Genomic DNA, 17,130 nt, shown 5'->3' with positions numbered 1-17,130 from the left:
GAGCCGATGCCGCCTGCGCCGACGCGATCATGGTGGTGGGTGCGGCCACCGCCGCCGCACCCGCCTCGCTCCCCCGCTCGCTCACGTGATCAACGCTCGCAGCGCGGCGGCTCCGCGGTAATCCGGTGATCCACCGAGCCGACCCGGGGGTCACCCCGACCTTTCCCGGGGCCGCCCGCCCCACCACGGACGCGCCGAACAGGTCCTCAGGGGCGCGCACCCCAGGCGAAGGCGCGCTGAGTCGAGCGGGCCGCACACCCGTTTCGACGCCCGCCCACACCCGCGGGAGCAGTCGCACACCCGGTCGACCAGAGGTGCCGCGCCGGACGAGGTGTGGGAGCCGGTCGAGACGATGTACGACCTGCTCGCAGGGTGTGCGAGGGGTCAGCAACAGGTGTGCGGCGACAGGAGTGGGTGTGCCGCCACCTCGACGCATCTTCCCCAGCCGAGGGTCCGCCCCGAAGACGGTCAGGGGACGGGGCCGTCGTCCGGGAGGGGGGTGGCGGCGGTGGTCTGTTCCGGGAGGAGCGGGGAGAGGGCGAGCTCGGGCAGCGTGACCCCCACCGGCGCGGCCTCCACCGCCCGCACCCCGGGCGTCCCGGCGAGCGCCTCCAGCCCGGCCCGGTCGGCCGAGACCACCAGCGCCACCACGCAGGCGCACGGCCCCGCGTACGCCGCCGCCTCCGCCCGCGCGACGGCGGCGGGGCGGTCCGTGAGCCGGGAGGCGTCGGCCTCCGCGGCGTGCCCCGCGCGCTGCCGGGCGGTGTCCAGGGCGGCCGCGACCGGGGCTGCGGCGGGGAGGATCTCGAAGCGCAGGGCGGTCTGCACCCGCGGGATCGGCACCCGGAACACCACCTCGGCCGGGCTGGCGGACCCGGCCAGCGCGGCCGCGGCGTCCGTGGTGAGCTCCCGGTCGAGCTGCACCAGCGCGGGCGCACGCTCCCCCGGCGCGGGCAGGGTGGCGGGCAGCTGGGCGAGATAGTCCGGCACGGCCTCGCCCGGGTCGGGCCCGAGCCGCACCTGGCCCTGCGCGACCGCGGGCCCTCGCCCGGCGGAGGACGACCGCGCCTGCGCCGCCGCGTACCCGACGGCGACCAGCACCCCGAGCACGCAGACCACGATCAGCCAGCGGCGCCCCCGACGGGTCAGCAGACCGCCCTCGTCGTGGGAGTCGGGGTCCGGAGGCTCAGTCACGCAGCCGCTCGAGCGCCCGGGCGAGGTCGGGCGGGTACTCGCTCGTGAACTCGACCCACCGCCCGTCGGCCGGGTGCTCGAAGCCCAGCGAGCGGGCGTGCAGCCACTGCCGCTGCAGCCCCAGCCGCTTGGCGAGCGTGGGGTCGGCGCCGTAGGTCAGGTCCCCGACGCACGGATGCCGCAGCGCGGAGAAGTGCACCCGGATCTGGTGCGTGCGCCCGGTCTCGAGGTGCACGTCGAGCAGCGACGCGGCGCGGAACGCCTCGATCGTGTCGTAGTGCGTGACGCTCGGCCTGCCGCCGGCCACCACCGCGAACTTGTAGTCGTGCTTGGGGTGCCGGTCGATGGGCGCGTCGATGGTGCCGCTGGTCGGGTCGGGGTGGCCCTGCACGATCGCGTGGTAGCGCTTCTCGACCGTGCGCTCCTTGAACGCCCGCTTCAGCACGGAGTAGGCGTGCTCGGACTTGGCGACGACCATCACGCCGGTGGTGCCGACGTCGAGCCGGTGCACCACGCCCTGCCGCTCGGCCGCCCCGGAGGTCGACACCCGCACGCCGAGCGCGGCCAGCCCGCCGACGACCGTGGGCCCGGTCCAGCCCGGGCTGGGGTGCGCGGCGACGCCCACGGGCTTGTCGACGACGGCGATGTCGTCGTCCTCGTACAGCACCGTCATGCCGCCCACCAGCTCCGGTGGCGCGGTGATGACCGCCGGAACCTCGGACTCGGGCAGCTCGACCTCGAGCCAGCTGCCGGCGGTGAGCCGGTCCGACTTGCCGGCGGCGCGCCCGTCGAGCGCGATCATCCCGTCCTCGGCGAGGGTGGCGACGACGGTCCGGGACAGGCCCAGCAGCCGGGACAGGCCGGCGTCGACCCGCATCCCGTCGAGGCCGTCGGGGACCGGGAGCTGGCGGAGGTCACTCACCGGCGGGCTCCCGCTCGGCCGCGCCCGCCCGGGTCCCGTCGAGCTCCCGGCCGGTCAGCGCGAGCAGGACCAGCAGGATCCCGCCGCACACGATGCTCGAGTCGGCCAGGTTGAACACCGGGAAGAACGAGCCGTCCGTCCGCACCACGGAGATGACGTCGACGACGTGCCCCTGCAGCGGCCCCGGCGCCCGGAAGACCCGGTCGACCAGGTTGCCCAGCGCCCCGCCGAGCACGAGCCCGAGCGCGATCGCCCAGCCCACCGACCGCAGCTTCCGCGAGATCCGGATGATCACCAGGACCACGCCGAGCGCGATGATCGACAGCACCCAGGTGTAGCCGGTGGCCATGGAGAACGCGGCGCCGGGGTTGCGCACCAGGACCAGGTTGACCAGCCCGCCGAGCAGCCGCACGGGCGGCCGGTCCTCCAGCGTCGCGACCGCGAGGACCTTGGTCAGGATGTCCAGCAGCAGGACGACGGGTGCCACGAGCGCGAGCACCCACACCCGGCGTGGCGGGAGGGGGGCGGGTTCGGTGCGCTCGTCCGGCTCGTCGGTCACACCCTCGATTATGCGGGCCTTCCGGGGCCGTCCGGACGGGGGCCGGGATCGGTGTCCCGCCAGCGCACCAGCGCGCCGCCCCGGTCGACGGCCCGCAGCCGCTCCTCGGTGCGCTCCCGGACGTCGGCGGTGGCCACCACGAGCAGCTGGTCGTGCTCCCGCAGCCGGGTCTGCCCGTTGGGGGTGAAGGCCTGCTCGCCGCGCACGACGAGGCTGACCGTGGCCCCCACGGGCAGCCGCAGCTCCCGCAGGTAGACCCCGCGCAGCTTCGAGCCCGCCGGGATCCGGACCTGGAGCAGGTCGGCGTGCAGCTCGTCGAGCGGCGCGGCGTCGACCTCGACGTCCTTCGGCTCGGCGGTGCGCGCGACCCGCAGCCGCCGGGCGACCCACGGCAGGGTGGTGCCCTGCAGCAGGGTGAGGATCACGACGAGCACGAACACGACGTCGACCAGGTTGGCCGCGCCCGGCGCGCCCTCGACCAGGGAGATCAGCGCGAGCACGATCGGCACGGCCCCGCGCAGCCCCGCCCACGACAGGAAGGCCTGCTCCCGCCACGGCACCCGGAACGGCAGCGCGGCCGCGACCACCGACAGCGGCCGGGCGAGGACGAGCAGGACGCCGGCGGCGATCAGCGCGGGGATCACGGCGTCGACCAGCCGGGCCGGGCTGACGTACAGCCCGAGCAGCACGAACAGCCCGATCTGGGCCAGCCAGCCGGTGCCCTCGGCGAACGACAGCACGCCCCCGCGGTGCGGCAGCCGCGAGTTGCCCAGCACGAGCGCACACACGTAGGTGGCGAGCAGGCCCGACGCGTGCGCCAGCTGCCCGCTCGCGAAGGCCAGTACGCACACGGCCAGCGCGGCGAGCGGGTAGAGACCGGTCGCGGGCAGGGCCGCCCGGCGCAGCGCCCAGGCCCCGCCGAACCCGAGGGCGAGGCCGATCACCCCGCCCGCGACCAGCTCGTAGACCACGAGCAGCGGGGTCATCCAGGTCAACGGGTCGTCCGAGGCGAGGAGGAGGACGGCGAGGACCACCGGGGCGTCGTTCATACCGGACTCGAGCTCGAGGGCCCCGGCGAGCCGCGGCGACACCCCGACCCCGCGCAGCACGCTGAACACGGCGGCGGCGTCGGTCGACGACAGCACCGCGCCCCAGAGGAACGCGACCCGCCAGTCCAGTCCGAGCAGGTGGTGCAGGGCGGTGCCGGCCACGACGATGCTCACGACGACCGCGATCGTCGAGAGCCCGATGCCGATCCCGAGCGACGGCCGCACCGCCTGCCAGCGGGTGGTCAGGCCGCCCTCGACGAGGATGAGCACCAGCGCGGCGAGGCCGAGGTTCTCGGTCAGCGCGGCGTTGGAGAACTGGACGCCGAGGACCGCCTCGCCGAGCAGGATGCCGATGCCGAGGTAGAGCAGCAGCGAGGGCAGGCCGAGCCGGACGGACACGCGCACGGCGAGCACGCCGATCAACAGGACCGCGGCGACGACGCCGAGCAGGACCTCCAGGCTCATCGTCACCCCCGGCTCGTACGCGGACAACCCTATCCGCGCAGGTCACGCGGCCGTCAGGCGGGTGCCGGCACCGTGGGCCGGTGATGGCCGAAACGGCCGAAGAGCCAGATCACGGGCAGTGTGCAGAACAGCGACGCCGCGATCGAGCGCGAGCGCTCCTGCCACCAGACCAGGTCCGGCACCTCGCGCTCCCCAGCCGCCCAGGTTGAGGGGAGGCCAGCTCGGCGAACCCGGCGCGGAACCGCAGGATGTCGACGATCGCCACGAGGCCGACCACCGACACGAGCATGACGACGCCGAAGCGGCGCAACGGCCTTGGCGTTGCCGTGGAAGGTCGTCGGGACGGCGTTGCTGCTCGTCGTCGCCCGGGTCTGCGGCCTGGCTGTGCACGTGGCGGCGCGGGGACGGGCACCTGGTCACCCCCGGTGCGGGCGCACCTCGCCACGAACTCGTCGGGCGTGGTGTTCGCCTGGTTCCTGATCTCCTGATCAGGGCCGCCAGACCAGCGTGGCCGCGGTGCGCGGACGCGGCGGGATCCGGTCGAGCGCCGCGGCGACCTCGGGCTCCCGCTCCGGTGGCAGGCACAGCCGCCGCGTGACCCACACCGGCGAGTGCGGGGCGCGCCGCTCCCGCTCCCAGCGCGTGACCTCCGGCTCGACGCCCTGCTCGCGCAGCACGGCGACGGCGTCGTCGACGGTCGCGGGCTCGGGCCGGTGCAGGTCGTGGAAGCGCGCCCAGAGCGGGTCGAGCCACGCCATCGGGTGCTCGGACAGCATCTCGACGACGACCCCGCGGACCGCCGCCGCGGTCAGGGCGGCGAGGAAGGGCGGCAGGTCGACGACGTTGTGCAGCACGTGGTGCGACACCACGACGTCCGCGGTGCCGACCTGCCCCGCCACGTCGGGCCACGGGCCGAGGACGGTCCGGGCGGGCACGCCGCGGACGTCGGCGCCGGCCTCGAACAGGTCGAGCATGTCCTGCTGGGTGTCGACGCCGGTCGCGTGGGTCATCGGCCCGACCAGTGCGAACGCGGCGTCACCCCCGCCGCAGCCGACGTCGGTGACCGTGCCGGACGCGCCGAGCAGGGTCAGGCCCGCCGCGCGGGACGGCGTGTCCTCGGGGACGTCAGGAGCGGTGAAGTCGGCCGGGTCGTGCCCCCACGGGCTCGCCGGCGCCTGCGCCAGGATCTCGGGCGGGACACCCCGCCCCGACTGCAGCTCCGCCCACCGCTCGGCAGCACTCCCCACGGTGGATCACCCTAACGACCCCTGTGAGTGGCGATAGTCGCTATAGCGACCATCGCCACTCACAGGGTCAGTTCTTCGCGACGGCCACCCGGACCTCGGCGTTGTTCCCCGACGGGTCGGAGACGCCGCCGGTGCCGGTCGGCTCGGCGAGCTCGGCGTACGCCACGCTCGTCGCCAGGACCTCGCAGGCCACGAAGGCCTCGTGGGCCCGGACGGCGTCGAGGACCGGTTCCGGCGCGTCGAGGGTCAGGGCGATCCGGTCCGAGACCTCGAGCCCGGCGTCCCGACGGGCCTGCTGGACCGCGCGCACCACGTCGCGCGCCGTGCCCTCGGCCGCCAGCTCCGGCGTGACGTCCGTGTCGAGGACGACGAGCCCGGTGTTGCCGGGCAGCGCCCCGGTGGACTGCGGGTCCGCCGCGAGGAGCCGCTCGGAGAACTCGCCCTCCAGCAGCCGGATGCCGCCGGCGGTCACGGTGCCGTCCTGGTTCGCCGTCCAGTCCCCTGCCTTCACGGCCTTGATCGCCGTCTGGGTCTCCTTGCCCAGCCGGGGACCGCAGGCGCGGGCGTTGACCGTCAGCTCGAAGCGGCCGTGGGTCGCGACGTCCGTGGTCAGCACGACCTCCTTGACGTTCACCTCGTCCCGCAGGACGTCGGCGAACGGCGCGAGGGTCTCCGCGTCGGCGGCGGCGACGGTCAGGGAGGCCAGCGGCAGCCGGACGCGCAGCTTGCGCGCCTTCCGGAGCGACAGCCCCGCCGAGGCCACCTGCCGGACGCGGTCCATGGCGGCCACCAGCGCCGCGTCGTGCGGCAGCTCGGCGGTCGACGGCCAGTCCGTCAGGTGCACCGACCGGCCGCCGGTGAGCCCCTGCCACAGCTGCTCCATGGTCAGCGGCAACAGCGGCGCGGCGACGCGGGCGGTCACCTCCAGCACCGTGTGCAGCGTGTCGATCGCGTCCCGGTCGCCCTCCCAGAACCGGTCCCGGGAACGCCGCACGTACCAGTTCGTGAGCACCTCGGCGTGGTCGCGGACCTGCTCGCACGCCCCGGCGATGTCGTAGGCGTCGAGCGCGGTGGTCACGCCGTCGACCAGGTCCGCGGTCTTGGCCAGCACGTACCGGTCCAGGACGTGTGTGGAGTCCGTCCGCGTGGTCCCGGTGACCCCGGCCGCCCCGGCGTAGAGCGACAGGAAGTACCAGGTGTTCCACAGCGGCAGGATCGCCTGCCGGACGCCCTCGCGGATGCCCTGCTCGGTGACGACCAGGTTCCCGCCGCGCAGGATCGGGCTCGCCATGAGGAACCACCGCATGGCGTCCGACCCGTCGCGGTCGAAGACCTCGTTGACGTCCGGGTAGTTGCGCAGCGACTTCGACATCTTGGCGCCGTCGTCGCCCAGCACGATCCCGTGCGCCACGCAGCTCTCGAACGCGGGCCGGTCGAACAGCGCCGTGGCCAGCACGTGCAGTGTGTAGAACCAGCCGCGGGTCTGGCCGTTGTACTCGACGATGAAGTCGCCCGGGTAGTGGTCCTCGAACCAGTCCCGGTTCTCGAACGGGTAGTGCACCTGCGCGAACGGCATCGAGCCGGACTCGAACCAGCAGTCCAGCACCTCGGGCACGCGGCGCATGGTCGACTTCCCGGTCGGGTCGTCCGGGTTGGGCCGGGTCAGCTCGTCGATGAAGGGCCGGTGCAGGTCCGTCGGCCGGACGCCGAAGTCCCGCTCCAGCTCGTCGAGCGAGCCGTAGACGTCCGTGCGCGGGTGGCGCGGGTCGTCCGACACCCACACCGGGATCGGGCTCCCCCAGAACCGGTTGCGGGAGATGCCCCAGTCGCGGGCGCCCTCAAGCCACTTGCCGAACTGGCCGTCCCGGATGTTGCCGGGCACCCAGTTGATCTGCTTGTTGAGCTCCACCATCCGCTCGCGGAAGGCGGTGACCTGCACGAACCACGAGTCGACGGCGCGCTGGATCAGCGCGTTGCCACAGCGCCAGCAGTGCGGGTAAGGGTGGTCGTAGGTCTCGTGCCGGAGCAGGACGCCCGTGACGTAGGTGGCGGTGCCGGCCTTGAGGTCCCGGATGATGTTCGGGTTGGCGTCGAACACCTGCTGGCCGGCGTACGGCGGGACCTCGACGGTGAACTCGCCCCGCGAGTCGACCGGCACGACGGCCTCGATGCCGGCCGCGTCGGTGACCGCCTTGTCCTCCTCACCGAAGGCGGGCGCGATGTGCACGAGCCCGGTGCCGTCCTCGGTGGTGACGTAGTCCGCCTCCAGGACCCGGTGCGCGTTCTCCCGGCCGACGAAGAAGTCGAACGGCGGGGTGTAGCCCAGGCCGAGCAGCTCGCGACCGGTGAACGTGCGCAGGACCTCGGGCTCCGCGCCCAGCTCCCGGGCGTAGGCGCCGACGCGCGCGCTCGCCAGGACGTACTTCTCGCCGTTCGCGGAGAGCAGCGCGTACTCGACGTCCGGGTGCACGGCCACGGCGAGGTTCGACGGCAGCGTCCACGGCGTCGTCGTCCAGACCAGGGCCAGGGCGTCGTCGAGCTCCGGGTCGTCGCTCGCGAGCCGCAGCCCGACGGTGACGGCCGGGTCCTGCCGGTCCCGGTAGACGTCGTCCATCTTCGTCTCGGAGTTCGACAGCGGCGTCTCGCAGCGCCAGCAGTACCAGAGCACGCGGAACCCGGAGTAGACCAGCCCCTTGTCCCACAAGGTCTTGAAGGCCCACATGACGCTTTCCATGTAGTCCAGGTCGAGGGTCTTGTAGTCGTTGTCGAAGTCGACCCAGCGGGCCTGGCGGGTCACGTAGTCGCGCCACTCGCCGGTGTAGCGGAGCACGGAGGTGCGGCACGCCTCGTTGAACTCGGCGATGCCCATGCTCTCGATCTCGGACTTGTGGTTGATCCCGAGCTGGCGCTCGGCCTCCACCTCGGCCGGCAGGCCGTGGGTGTCCCAGCCGAAGCGGCGCTCGACGTGCCTGCCGCGCATGGTCTGGTACCGCGGCACGACGTCCTTCACGTACCCGGTGAGCAGGTGGCCGTAGTGCGGCAGGCCGTTGGCGAAGGGCGGGCCGTCGTAGAAGACGAACTCGTTGCTGCCGTTCTCGCCGGCGGGGCGGGCCTCGACGGAGGCGACGAACGTGTCGTCCGCCTCCCAGTACTTGAGGACCTCGCGCTCGAGCTGCGGGAACGCGGGATGCGCGGGAACCGGGGGGTAGCTCTCGCTCATGGCGGTCGGTGCTCCTCGTGCAGTGCGTGGCTGTCGCTGCACGGGGACGACTCGATGGTGCTGAGCCGCGGTACCACCCCGCTTGCCCCGCTCGCGCGGGACCGCTCGTTCGACGGCTGTGACGGGCCGAACCCGTCCGGTTCTACTCCCCGGCCGTGCCGGGTTTCTTCCGGAGGCTCCCCGGTGATGGCCGGATCGGTGCCTGTGCGACCAGGGTAGCGCGGGGCGGCGAACCGTTATTCCGCGAGGTGCACACGCCGACGACGCCCCCGCTCCTCAGGAGCGAACGGGGCGCCGTTCGTGCAGGTCAGCGGCAGGTCAGCGGGCCGCGGCCTGGTGCCGGCCCGCCATGGTGCGGTCCGGGGTGCACCAGCCGCACGGGGTGAAGCCCAGCTCGACGGCCTCCTTGGCCGGCAGCGGGATCACCGGGCGGCCGGGCAGCGACCGGCAGCCCGCGAGGTGGTAGCGCGGCTGCTCGTCGACCACGACGACCTCGTCGTCGAGCTCGGCGACCAGCGCCGCGACCGTCGCGTCCCGCGGTTCCTCCGGGGGCTCGCCGTGCGGCCCGGGCGGGGGCATCGAGCCCAGCGGCGGCGGACCGCCCGCGGGCTGCTGGCCCTGTTGGGCCGGCTGGCCCTGGGGCTGGCCGGGCTGACCCGGCTGCCCCTGCGGGGCCTGTGCGCCGGGCTGGCTCGCGGCCTGCGCGGCGGATCCGGTGTGCGCCGGAGTCGCCACGGTAGGGCCGTCGATGTCCGAAGGCGACGCGGCCGACGCGGACGTCGCGCCGGAACCGGGGGCGGACGTGCTCCCGGACGCTCCCGCCGTGGTCGCCGGGGCGCTCGCGTCGCCGGACGCGGTCTCCGTCGCGGAGCCCTCCGCAAACGTCGCGGACGCTGTGGACACCGCGGCCGGGGACACCCCGGGCGCGGCACCGGAACCAGCGGCCGGGCCGGCTGCCGCCGTGCCGCCGGCCCGACCGGGCTCCGGTGCCTGCTCCGGTGCCTGCTCCGCCGCCTCCGAGGAGGATGCCGAGGGAGCCGACGCCTGGGTCGCACTCTCGGTCGGCCCCGATGCCGCCGCGGGGGCGGCCGCATCCGTGCCCCCGTCCGCGTCGGGCTCCGCCGCGGACCGCTCCGCGGCCGCCGACGCACCCGCCGGCTCCGGGGCGTTCTCGCCGCGGGCGCCCGTCGGGGCGGGCTCCTGCGTCGGGGCGCCGGAGGCCGGCTCCTCGCTCTCGTGCTTCCCGTGTGCCGCAGCGGCCACGCCCGCGACCCCGGCACCGGCGGCACCCGCCGCGGCGCCGGCCGTCACCGCCGGACCGGACCCGGAGCCGCCCTCCCCCGACGGGGAGTCGCGACGCCCCGTGGCGTCGTCATGACCCTCGTCACCAGTCACGCTGCGTGATGAAGAATCGCTCGACCGGGTGTCGTCGTGCACAGCGCCGGACGGTCGCTCGGCTGAGCCGGACGGTCCCACGCGGGGCATCACGGAGGTGGCCTCCGCGTCCGGCCCGGCACCCGGGCCGGAGTCCGACGAGGACTGTCCACGCTCCACCCCGGCCTGCGGCGGGGGTACGCGCCCGGGCGAGCCCTGCCCGACGACCGGGAGCACCTCGGTGACCGGCTCGATGTCACGGCGTGTCCCCTGCGGGCCGCCCTGCGGCGCCGCGGCGGCGCCGGCGGCGGGCTGCTGCGACTCCGCGCCCGCCTTGACGGCCGAGCGGCGTTGCAGCCAGTCGACCAGCAGGGCCGCCGCGGCCGCCACGGAGACGGCCACGGAGATCCACGCCCAGAGGACGCTGCCCGAGAGCAGCGCCACGACCAGCAGGCCGAAGGCGATCAGGACCAGAACCAGAACCAGCAGCAGCACTGTTCACCCCGTGTACGGCGGGCGGCGGCACGAGTGCCGCACTGCCGCCCGCCAGTCGTTCGGACGACGGGCCGGGCCGTCAGCTTCCGGCGTCCGCGCGCTGGCCGTAGCCGGTGGCGGCGTACCCGCCGTTGGCGTTCGACCGGGCGGCGTCCGACGGCGCGGCCGACCCCCGACCCTCGAGGTCGCGCAGCTGCGACTCGAGGTAGGTCTTGAGCCGGGTGCGGTACTCGCGCTCGAAGGTCCGCAGCTCGTCGATCTTCTTCTCCAGCACGCCCTTGTCGCGCGTGATGGTGCCGATGATCTCGGTCTGCTTGCGCTCCGCCTCGCTGACCAGCGAGGACGCCTTGTCGCGCGACTGCCGCTCGAGGGTCTCGGCGCGGGTCCGCGCGTCGTTGAGCATCGTCTCGGCGCGGGCGCGCGCGTCGTTCACCAGGCCGTCGGACTTGGTCCGGGCCTCGCTGAGCAGCTGCTCCGACTTGGCGCGGGCGTCCGACAGCATCGCGTCGGCCTCGTTCTTGGCCTCGGCGGTCAGCCGGTCGGCCATCTCCTGGGCCAGGCCCAGGACCTTGGCGGCCTGGACGTGGTGGTCCCCGCCCCCGGCGTCGCCGTCGCCCATCGGGCCCATGGCGCGCTGCGGCTCGACCGGACGCGGCGGCTGCGGGGGCTCCACGGGCCGGATCTGCTGCGTGGGCGGCGGGCCGGCCTGGGCCCCCATCCCACCCTGCTGCGGGCGCGAACGCGCCTCCTCGAGGTCGGCCTCGGCGTTGCCGAGTCGCTGCTCGAGCTGGGAGACCTGCTCGCGCAGGTCCTCGTTCTCCTCGATCAGCCGGGCCAGCTCGGCCTCGACCAGGTCGAGGAACGCGTCGACCTCGTCCTCGTTGTACCCCCGCTTACCGATCGGGGGCTTGCTGAACGCGACGTTGTGAACGTCGGCGGGCGTCAGCGGCATCGGATCACCTCATGCAGTCCTCGGCGGCAAACCGGCTGGCGGGTGACTGGGGCTCACGCCACCGCCGGTCTGGCAATGCTCATCAGTATGAACACCACCAGCAGCAGAACCATAATCGAGAGGTCCAGTCCGACGCCCCCGATCCGGACGACGGGGATCACTCTCCGCAACAACTTCACGGGCGGGTCGGTGACGCTGAACACCATCTCGAGGGCCGCGGCCGGACGCCCGGCGGGCACCCACTCGCGCGCGAAGGAGTGCACCAGCTCCACCACGATGCGCGCGACGAGCAGGAGCCAGAAGAAGAACAGGATGTAGTAGATGACGAACTGGAGGGCGATCGGCACGCCCTAATCCTGTCGGAAGAGGCCCCGCTCTGCGAGCCTGCGGGCGTCGTCGGCCGAGACCTCGACGTCGGCGGGCGTCAGGAGGAACACGCGGCTGGTCACCTTGTCGATGGAACCGCGCAGCGCGAACGCCAGACCAGCGGCGAAGTCCACCAGGCGGCGCGCGGCGGCCTCGTCGAGGTCGGTCAGGTTGATGATCACGGGCACGCCGTCGCGGTACCGCTCGCCGATCGTGCGGGCCTCGGTGAAGCTGCTCGGCTGCAGGGTCGTGATGCGCGCCAGGGCGGCCGCGCCGCGGTCCCGCTGCTCGGGCACCGAGGAGGGCGCCGCGACCGGCGCCGGCGGCTCGGGGGCGGCGCGCAGCACGGACTCCTCGCGGTCCACGGCCAGGGCGCCGCGGGTCGCCGGGGACGAGGCCGAAAGGCCGCCACTCGCTGCGCCGGTCAGTCCAGCGGAGGCGCGCACGGGTTCCCGCGGGACCCGCGCCGGGCGGGGCGCCTCGCGCGCCGACCGGTGGTTCCAGTCGTCCAGGGGGCGCTCGTCGCGGCCCGCGTCGTACTCGGCGTAGCCGCCGCGGGGGTCCGGCGCGTCGTCGAAGCGGTCGTCCGGATCCGACCAGCGGTCGGCCCGGGCGCGGGGCGAGCGGCGCGGATCGGCGAAGGCCGCCGGCTCGTCGGCGTAGTCCATCTCCTCGGCGGGCACCATGCCGAAGTAGGCCTTGAGCCGGTACATCGCACTCATCCGTGCTCCCAATCCTCGACGCCCCCGATGCCGGTCCGCCCCCGCGGACCGGGCAGTCACCGGGAGGTTAACGTCCGGTCCCCCACAAGGGCCGTTCCGACACGCGCGACCGTCGAACCGTGACGGATCGCCACCTCCAGGTCCCCGCTCATCCCGGCCGACAGCACGGTCGCGCCGGGGTGCGAGGACCGCACCCGCCTACCCGCCGCCTCGATCGCGGCAAACGACTCCTCGACGTCGGCACCCAGCGGGGCGACGCTCATCAGTCCGTCGAGGACGAGCCCGGATGCCCCCGCGACCTGGTCCGCGAGCGCGAGCAGGCCGTCGTCGGGCACGCCGCCGCGGTCCGGGTCACCGTCCACGCTGTACTGGACGAGGACCGGCAGCGGCTCCGTCCGGACGCCCTCGTCGAGCGCCCGGAGCACCGCCTTGTCGAGCGCGGCGGCCAACCGGGCCGAGTCCACGCTCTCGACCCGTGTCACCCACGGGACCACCAGCTTCGCCTTGTTCCGCTGCAGCCCGCCGACGAAGTGCCACCGCAGCGGCGCGTCGGGCCGCAGGGCGCGGAGCTGTTCGACCTTGGCGGCCGCCTCCTGGGCGCGGTTCTCACCGAACGCGACGAGCCCGAGGTCGACCAGCGCCGCGACGTCCGCCGCGGAGATCGTCTTGGTGACCGCGAGCAGCTCCACCTCGTCCGGGTCGCGTCCGGCCGCGGCGCAGGCCTTCGCGATCCGGGCGCGCACCTCCCCGAGGCGCCGCTCGAGCTCGGCGCGCCGTTCCGGGGAGGCCTCCTGGGTCACCCGGCGAACCTTACGGAACGTGTCCGCCGGGACCCGCGAGCCGAAGGGGTGGTGTCGCGAGCGTCACGCAACCGTGATGTCTCCCGAACGTCCCCTGGGTCAGTTCGTGTCCTCCCGGCCCGGGGTGGCGCGGCCTCAGACGCCCGCGTCGAGCCAGACGACGCCGGCGAGGCGCCCGGTCCGCTGGTCCCGCCGGTGGCTGAACAGGGCCGGGTCCTCGAGGGTGCAGCGCGGGTCCACGCCGACCTTGGTGACGCCGAGCCCGGCCAGCTGGCGGTGGAGCCCGGCGCGGACGTCGACCGACGGCATGCCCCGGCGGGTCTCCGCCGCGCTGCCGGGCAGCGCGCCCTCGACCTCCGCGCGCATCTCCGCGGGCACCTCGTAGCAGAGCCCGCACACCGCCGGGCCGAGCAGCACCTCGATGTCCTCGACGGCCGCGCCCAGCTCCTGCATGGCGGCCACGGTCGCGGGCACCACCCCCGCGGCCGCCCCGACCCGCCCGGCGTGCGCCGCGCCGACGACGCCGGCCTTCGGGTCCGACAGCAGGACGGGGGTGCAGTCCGCCGCGAGCACCGCGAGCCCGATCCCGGGGACGGCGGTGACGGCGGCGTCGGTCTCCGGGACGTCCGGTGCGCTGCGCCGCGGCGGCTCGGTGACCGTCACGACGCGCGTGCCGTGCACCTGGTTCAGGAACACGGTGCCGCGCAGGCCCAGCTCGCGCGTGAGCCGGTAGCGGTTGGCGTCGACGGCGGCGGGGTCGTCGCCCACCGCGCGGGACAGGTTGAAGCTGTCGAACGGGGCGGCGGACCGGCCCCCCGCCCGGGTGGTCACGACCCTGCGGACCCGCGCGCGCTGCGCCGTCTCACTCACCCCACGACCCTAACCACGCCGCGAGCGCCCCCTCACACACCGCGTCGCCCTCCCCGCACAACCGCCGCAGATGGTGTGCGGCGGGCGGATGGTGGTGCGGGCGGATGGTTCGGCGCCTGCGGGTCGGGCGGGACAACCGATCGGCCCCGGCACCCGGCGAGCGCGTACACCCGCCGAAGCGCGCCACCCCCAGTCGACCGGATGTGGCAGCGACCTCGAGGGTGTGAGGCCGCACCGCGACGGGTGTACCGGGCCTCGGCAGTTGTGCCTGGCCGGCACCCCGTCCGTGGCTGTCGGAGCTCAGCGGCGCATGAAGGGCGGGACGTCGACGTCGTCGTCGACCTCCGTGTCCCGGCTCTCCGCGGCCGCGGGGGCGGCGGAGGACGAGGGGGACGGGGTCGGCGCCGGGGCCGGGTCGGGCTGGGCGTGGGCGCCCGACGGGGAGGACACCGGGCCCTCACCGACCGGCCCGCCCAGCTCGGTCATGGCCGGGTTCTGCCGGGCCACCTCGGGCTGCCGGGGCGCCGGCGGCGAGTACGGGGCGACGGGCGGGAGCGTCCCGCTCTGGTTCGCACCGGACCCGAACGCCGTCGACGAGCCCGCCGAGTAGCCGGTGTGCCCGTTGCCGGTGTTCCCCGCCACGGGCGGCGGGGTCTGCGGCACCGGCGGCGCGGGGGCCGGGGGCGGCGCGGCGGCCACCGGGGCGGCGGGCTCGGCCGAGCGGAAGGCGGAGGGCTCCAGCTTCTTGTGCGTGGGCGTGCCGCCCTCGAACCCGGCCGCTATCACCGTGATGCGCACCTCGTCGCCGAGGGAGTCGTCGATCACCGTGCCGAAGATGATGTTGGCCTCGGGGTGCGCGGCCTCCTGGACCAGCGACGCGGCCTCGTTGATCTCGAACAGTCCGAGGTCGGAGCCGCCCGCGATCGACAGCAGCACGCCCTGGGCGCCGTCCATCGACGCCTCCAGCAACGGCGAGTTGATCGCCTTGCCCGCGGCCTGCACGGCCCTGCCCTCCCCCCTGGCCGACCCGATGCCCATCAAGGCGGAACCCGCGCCGGACATGACCGACTTGACGTCGGCGAAGTCCAGGTTGATCAGGCCGGGGGTGGTGATCAGGTTCGTGATGCCCTGGACACCGGACAGCAGCACCTCGTCGGCGGAGCGGAAGGCGTCCATGAGGGAGACGCCGACGTCGCCGAGCTGCAGCAGCCGGTCGTTGGGGATGACGATCAGGGTGTCGCACTCGTTGCGGAGCTGGGTGATCCCGTCCTCCGCCTGGCCGGCGCGCCGGCGCCCCTCGAAGGTGAAGGGACGGGTGACCACGCCGATGGTGAGCGCGCCGAGCTTGCGGGCGATGGACGCGACGACCGGCGCGCCGCCGGTGCCCGTCCCGCCGCCCTCGCCGGCGGTCACGAAGACCATGTCGGCCCCCTTGAGGACCTCCTCGATCTCCTCGCGGTGGTCCTCGGCGGCCTTCCGGCCGACCTCGGGGTTGGCGCCCGCGCCGAGGCCACGGGTCAGCTCGCGCCCGATGTCGAGCTTCACGTCCGCGTCGGACATGAGGAGGGCCTGCGCGTCGGTGTTCACCGCGATGAACTCGACGCCCTTGAGGCCGACCTCGATCATGCGGTTGACGGCGTTCACGCCGCCGCCACCGATGCCGACCACCTTGATCACGGCCAGGTAGTTGTGCGGGGGCGTCATGCGCGGCACCTCTCGGTTGCTCGGGTCCGGGTCAGCTCCGTCCAGCAGGTCTGTCCGGGCCGTTCGCGATCGAACGCTAGGTCCGAGGAGGGGGCACGGTCCAGCAGGCGCGCCGCGCGTCGGCAACACCTCGATGGTGTGGGAGCGACTATCCGTGACCTGCTCGTGACCCAGCGTCCGTCCGGCCTGACGGACAGCGACGCACTGGTCCGGACGGAGCAGCGGATGTCTCAGGAACGGCGGGTCAGCGCGTGACGGTCGGGAGCTCCGGGCTCGAGACGTCGTAGACCGAGCCCTCCTGGGTCAGCAGCGGCACCAGCACGGCGATCTTCCGGTCCGCGCGCTCGGTGGAGCCGAACAGCACCTGCCGCTCCCCCAGCCCGAGCCGGACGGTGGGCTCGGTGGCCGCGTTGTCGACGTCGATCGTGGTGACCTGCCCCCGGAGGTCCGGCGGCAGCGCCTCGAGGACGGCGAGGGCCGCCCTGGTCGACGGGTCGTCCGGCCCGACGGCGCCGAAGCCCAGCATGGGCAGCGCCGGCGGCACCTCCGGCGCCTTCTGGTAGGCGACGCCGGTGGCGTCGACCAGCGTGACGCCCTGCGGGGTCCGCGCCAGCGCCACCGCCGTCCGCTCGACGACGGCGATCTCGACGGTGTGCGGCCAGCCGCGGCTGACCTGCACCGAGCCGACCCCGGGCAGCCGGGCGACCCGCCCGGCCACGGCCTTCGTGTCGACCTCGACGAGCGGGCCCCCGGTCTCGACGGCCGCGGCGCCGAGCACCGCGTCCCGGGACACGGTGAGCGTGCCGGTGACCTCGACGGTCTCGACGTCGGCCAGCCCGGAGCGGGCGAGCAGCAGCCACGACCCCACCCCGAGCGCGGCCAGCAGCACCAGGACGAGCAGGGTCAGCGCCACCCGCCGCCGTACCCGGAACCGCCGGTCGACGGGCCGGGCCGCCTTCCGGGCCGCCTTCGTCGACTTCCGGGCCGACCGGCGCGCCGTCCTCCGCGCCCGCTTCTCCTCCACCCGCCGCTGCTGCGGCAGCAGCCGGCCCCGCTGCGCCGCCCGCTCCTCGCGGATGCGGCGGGCGCGCTCGGCGGCGGCCGGACGCGCGGGCATGCGGTCGGCGGAGCGGTCGGCGGAGCGGTCGGCGGAGCGGTCGGCGGAGCGGTCGGCGGACCGCTCGGCCGCGG

15 protein-coding genes are annotated in these 17,130 nt (G+C 74.6%); all 15 read right to left on the bottom strand.

Translation table 11 applies throughout. The annotated features are described in order from the left end of the window. Nucleotides 1-468 precede the first annotated feature (468 nt). On the bottom strand, nucleotides 469-1,194 hold the full coding sequence (locus PKE99_RS26460) for a hypothetical protein (protein WP_051736856.1): 726 nt from the start codon (nucleotides 1,192-1,194) through the stop codon (nucleotides 469-471). Beyond that, nucleotides 1,187-2,071 carry an RluA family pseudouridine synthase gene (locus tag PKE99_RS26455; RefSeq protein ID WP_051736907.1) on the bottom strand — a complete coding sequence of 295 codons (885 nt, stop codon included), beginning with the start codon at nucleotides 2,069-2,071 and terminating at the stop codon, nucleotides 1,187-1,189. Before PKE99_RS26455 ends, PKE99_RS26460 begins: the two co-directional genes overlap by 8 nt. A 37-nt stretch (nucleotides 2,072-2,108) precedes the next feature. Then, nucleotides 2,109-2,675 carry a signal peptidase II gene (gene lspA / locus PKE99_RS26450; RefSeq protein WP_037041326.1) on the bottom strand — a complete coding sequence of 189 codons (567 nt, stop codon included), beginning with the start codon at nucleotides 2,673-2,675 and terminating at the stop codon, nucleotides 2,109-2,111. A gap of 8 nt (nucleotides 2,676-2,683) precedes the next feature. Next, a complete protein-coding gene (locus PKE99_RS26445; protein ID WP_037041776.1) occupies nucleotides 2,684-4,189 on the bottom strand; it encodes a potassium/proton antiporter in 1,506 nt (501 codons plus the stop codon). A gap of 53 nt (nucleotides 4,190-4,242) precedes the next feature. Beyond that, nucleotides 4,243-4,371: a hypothetical protein gene (locus PKE99_RS26440; protein ID WP_269322915.1), complete on the bottom strand. Its 129-nt coding sequence runs from the start codon at nucleotides 4,369-4,371 to the stop codon at nucleotides 4,243-4,245. A gap of 306 nt (nucleotides 4,372-4,677) precedes the next feature. Continuing rightward, nucleotides 4,678-5,436 (bottom strand): class I SAM-dependent methyltransferase, encoded by a 759-nt coding sequence (locus tag PKE99_RS26435; protein WP_037041324.1) that lies wholly within the window; start codon nucleotides 5,434-5,436, stop codon nucleotides 4,678-4,680. A gap of 67 nt (nucleotides 5,437-5,503) precedes the next feature. Then, entirely contained in the window at nucleotides 5,504-8,656 is a 3,153-nt protein-coding gene (ileS, locus tag PKE99_RS26430; RefSeq protein WP_037041323.1) for an isoleucine--tRNA ligase, read from the bottom strand. 318 nt (nucleotides 8,657-8,974) lie between these two features. Beyond that, a complete protein-coding gene (locus tag PKE99_RS26425) occupies nucleotides 8,975-10,525 on the bottom strand; it encodes a hypothetical protein (protein ID WP_037041320.1) in 1,551 nt (516 codons plus the stop codon). Nucleotides 10,526-10,604: 79 nt separating this feature from the next. After that, nucleotides 10,605-11,477 carry a DivIVA-like cell division protein Wag31 gene (gene wag31, locus PKE99_RS26420; protein ID WP_037041318.1) on the bottom strand — a complete coding sequence of 291 codons (873 nt, stop codon included), beginning with the start codon at nucleotides 11,475-11,477 and terminating at the stop codon, nucleotides 10,605-10,607. A 53-nt stretch (nucleotides 11,478-11,530) separates the two neighbouring features. Further along, a complete protein-coding gene (locus tag PKE99_RS26415; protein ID WP_037041316.1) occupies nucleotides 11,531-11,824 on the bottom strand; it encodes a YggT family protein in 294 nt (97 codons plus the stop codon). A 3-nt stretch (nucleotides 11,825-11,827) separates the two neighbouring features. Continuing rightward, nucleotides 11,828-12,565, bottom strand: coding sequence for a cell division protein SepF (locus tag PKE99_RS26410; protein WP_037041314.1), 738 nt, complete (start codon nucleotides 12,563-12,565; stop codon nucleotides 11,828-11,830). A 56-nt stretch (nucleotides 12,566-12,621) separates the two neighbouring features. Continuing rightward, a complete protein-coding gene (locus PKE99_RS26405; RefSeq protein WP_037041313.1) occupies nucleotides 12,622-13,365 on the bottom strand; it encodes a YggS family pyridoxal phosphate-dependent enzyme in 744 nt (247 codons plus the stop codon). Between the two features lie 135 nt (nucleotides 13,366-13,500). Then, entirely contained in the window at nucleotides 13,501-14,235 is a 735-nt protein-coding gene (gene pgeF / locus PKE99_RS26400; RefSeq protein WP_051736854.1) for a peptidoglycan editing factor PgeF, read from the bottom strand. Nucleotides 14,236-14,535: 300 nt separating this feature from the next. After that, the gene (gene ftsZ, locus PKE99_RS26395) at nucleotides 14,536-15,939 is read right to left on the bottom strand and encodes a cell division protein FtsZ (RefSeq protein WP_037041311.1); all 1,404 of its coding nucleotides are present in this window, start codon (nucleotides 15,937-15,939) and stop codon (nucleotides 14,536-14,538) included. Between the two features lie 244 nt (nucleotides 15,940-16,183). Next, nucleotides 16,184-17,130: cell division protein FtsQ/DivIB (locus PKE99_RS26390; protein WP_271214928.1), on the bottom strand; the 947-nt coding region annotated here is incomplete at its 5' end.

The organism is Pseudonocardia halophobica (genome assembly GCF_027922425.1).
GTDB lineage: Bacteria > Actinomycetota > Actinomycetes > Mycobacteriales > Pseudonocardiaceae > Pseudonocardia > Pseudonocardia halophobica.
Note: the sequence above shows the minus strand (reverse complement) of the source record. Positions and strands in the feature narration are given on the sequence as shown.

Excerpts from the sequence above, each read along its gene's own strand:
- PKE99_RS26455 (WP_051736907.1), bottom strand. The coding sequence starts at position 2,071 with ATGCGGGTCGACGCCGGCCTGTCCCGGCTGCTGGGCCTGTCCCGGACC.
- PKE99_RS26445 (WP_037041776.1), bottom strand. The coding sequence starts at position 4,189 with ATGAGCCTGGAGGTCCTGCTCGGCGTCGTCGCCGCGGTCCTGTTGATC.
- ileS (WP_037041323.1), bottom strand. The coding sequence starts at position 8,656 with ATGAGCGAGAGCTACCCCCCGGTTCCCGCGCATCCCGCGTTCCCGCAG.
- wag31 (WP_037041318.1), bottom strand. The coding sequence starts at position 11,477 with ATGCCGCTGACGCCCGCCGACGTTCACAACGTCGCGTTCAGCAAGCCC.
- PKE99_RS26410 (WP_037041314.1), bottom strand. The coding sequence starts at position 12,565 with ATGAGTGCGATGTACCGGCTCAAGGCCTACTTCGGCATGGTGCCCGCC.
- ftsZ (WP_037041311.1), bottom strand. The coding sequence starts at position 15,939 with ATGACGCCCCCGCACAACTACCTGGCCGTGATCAAGGTGGTCGGCATC.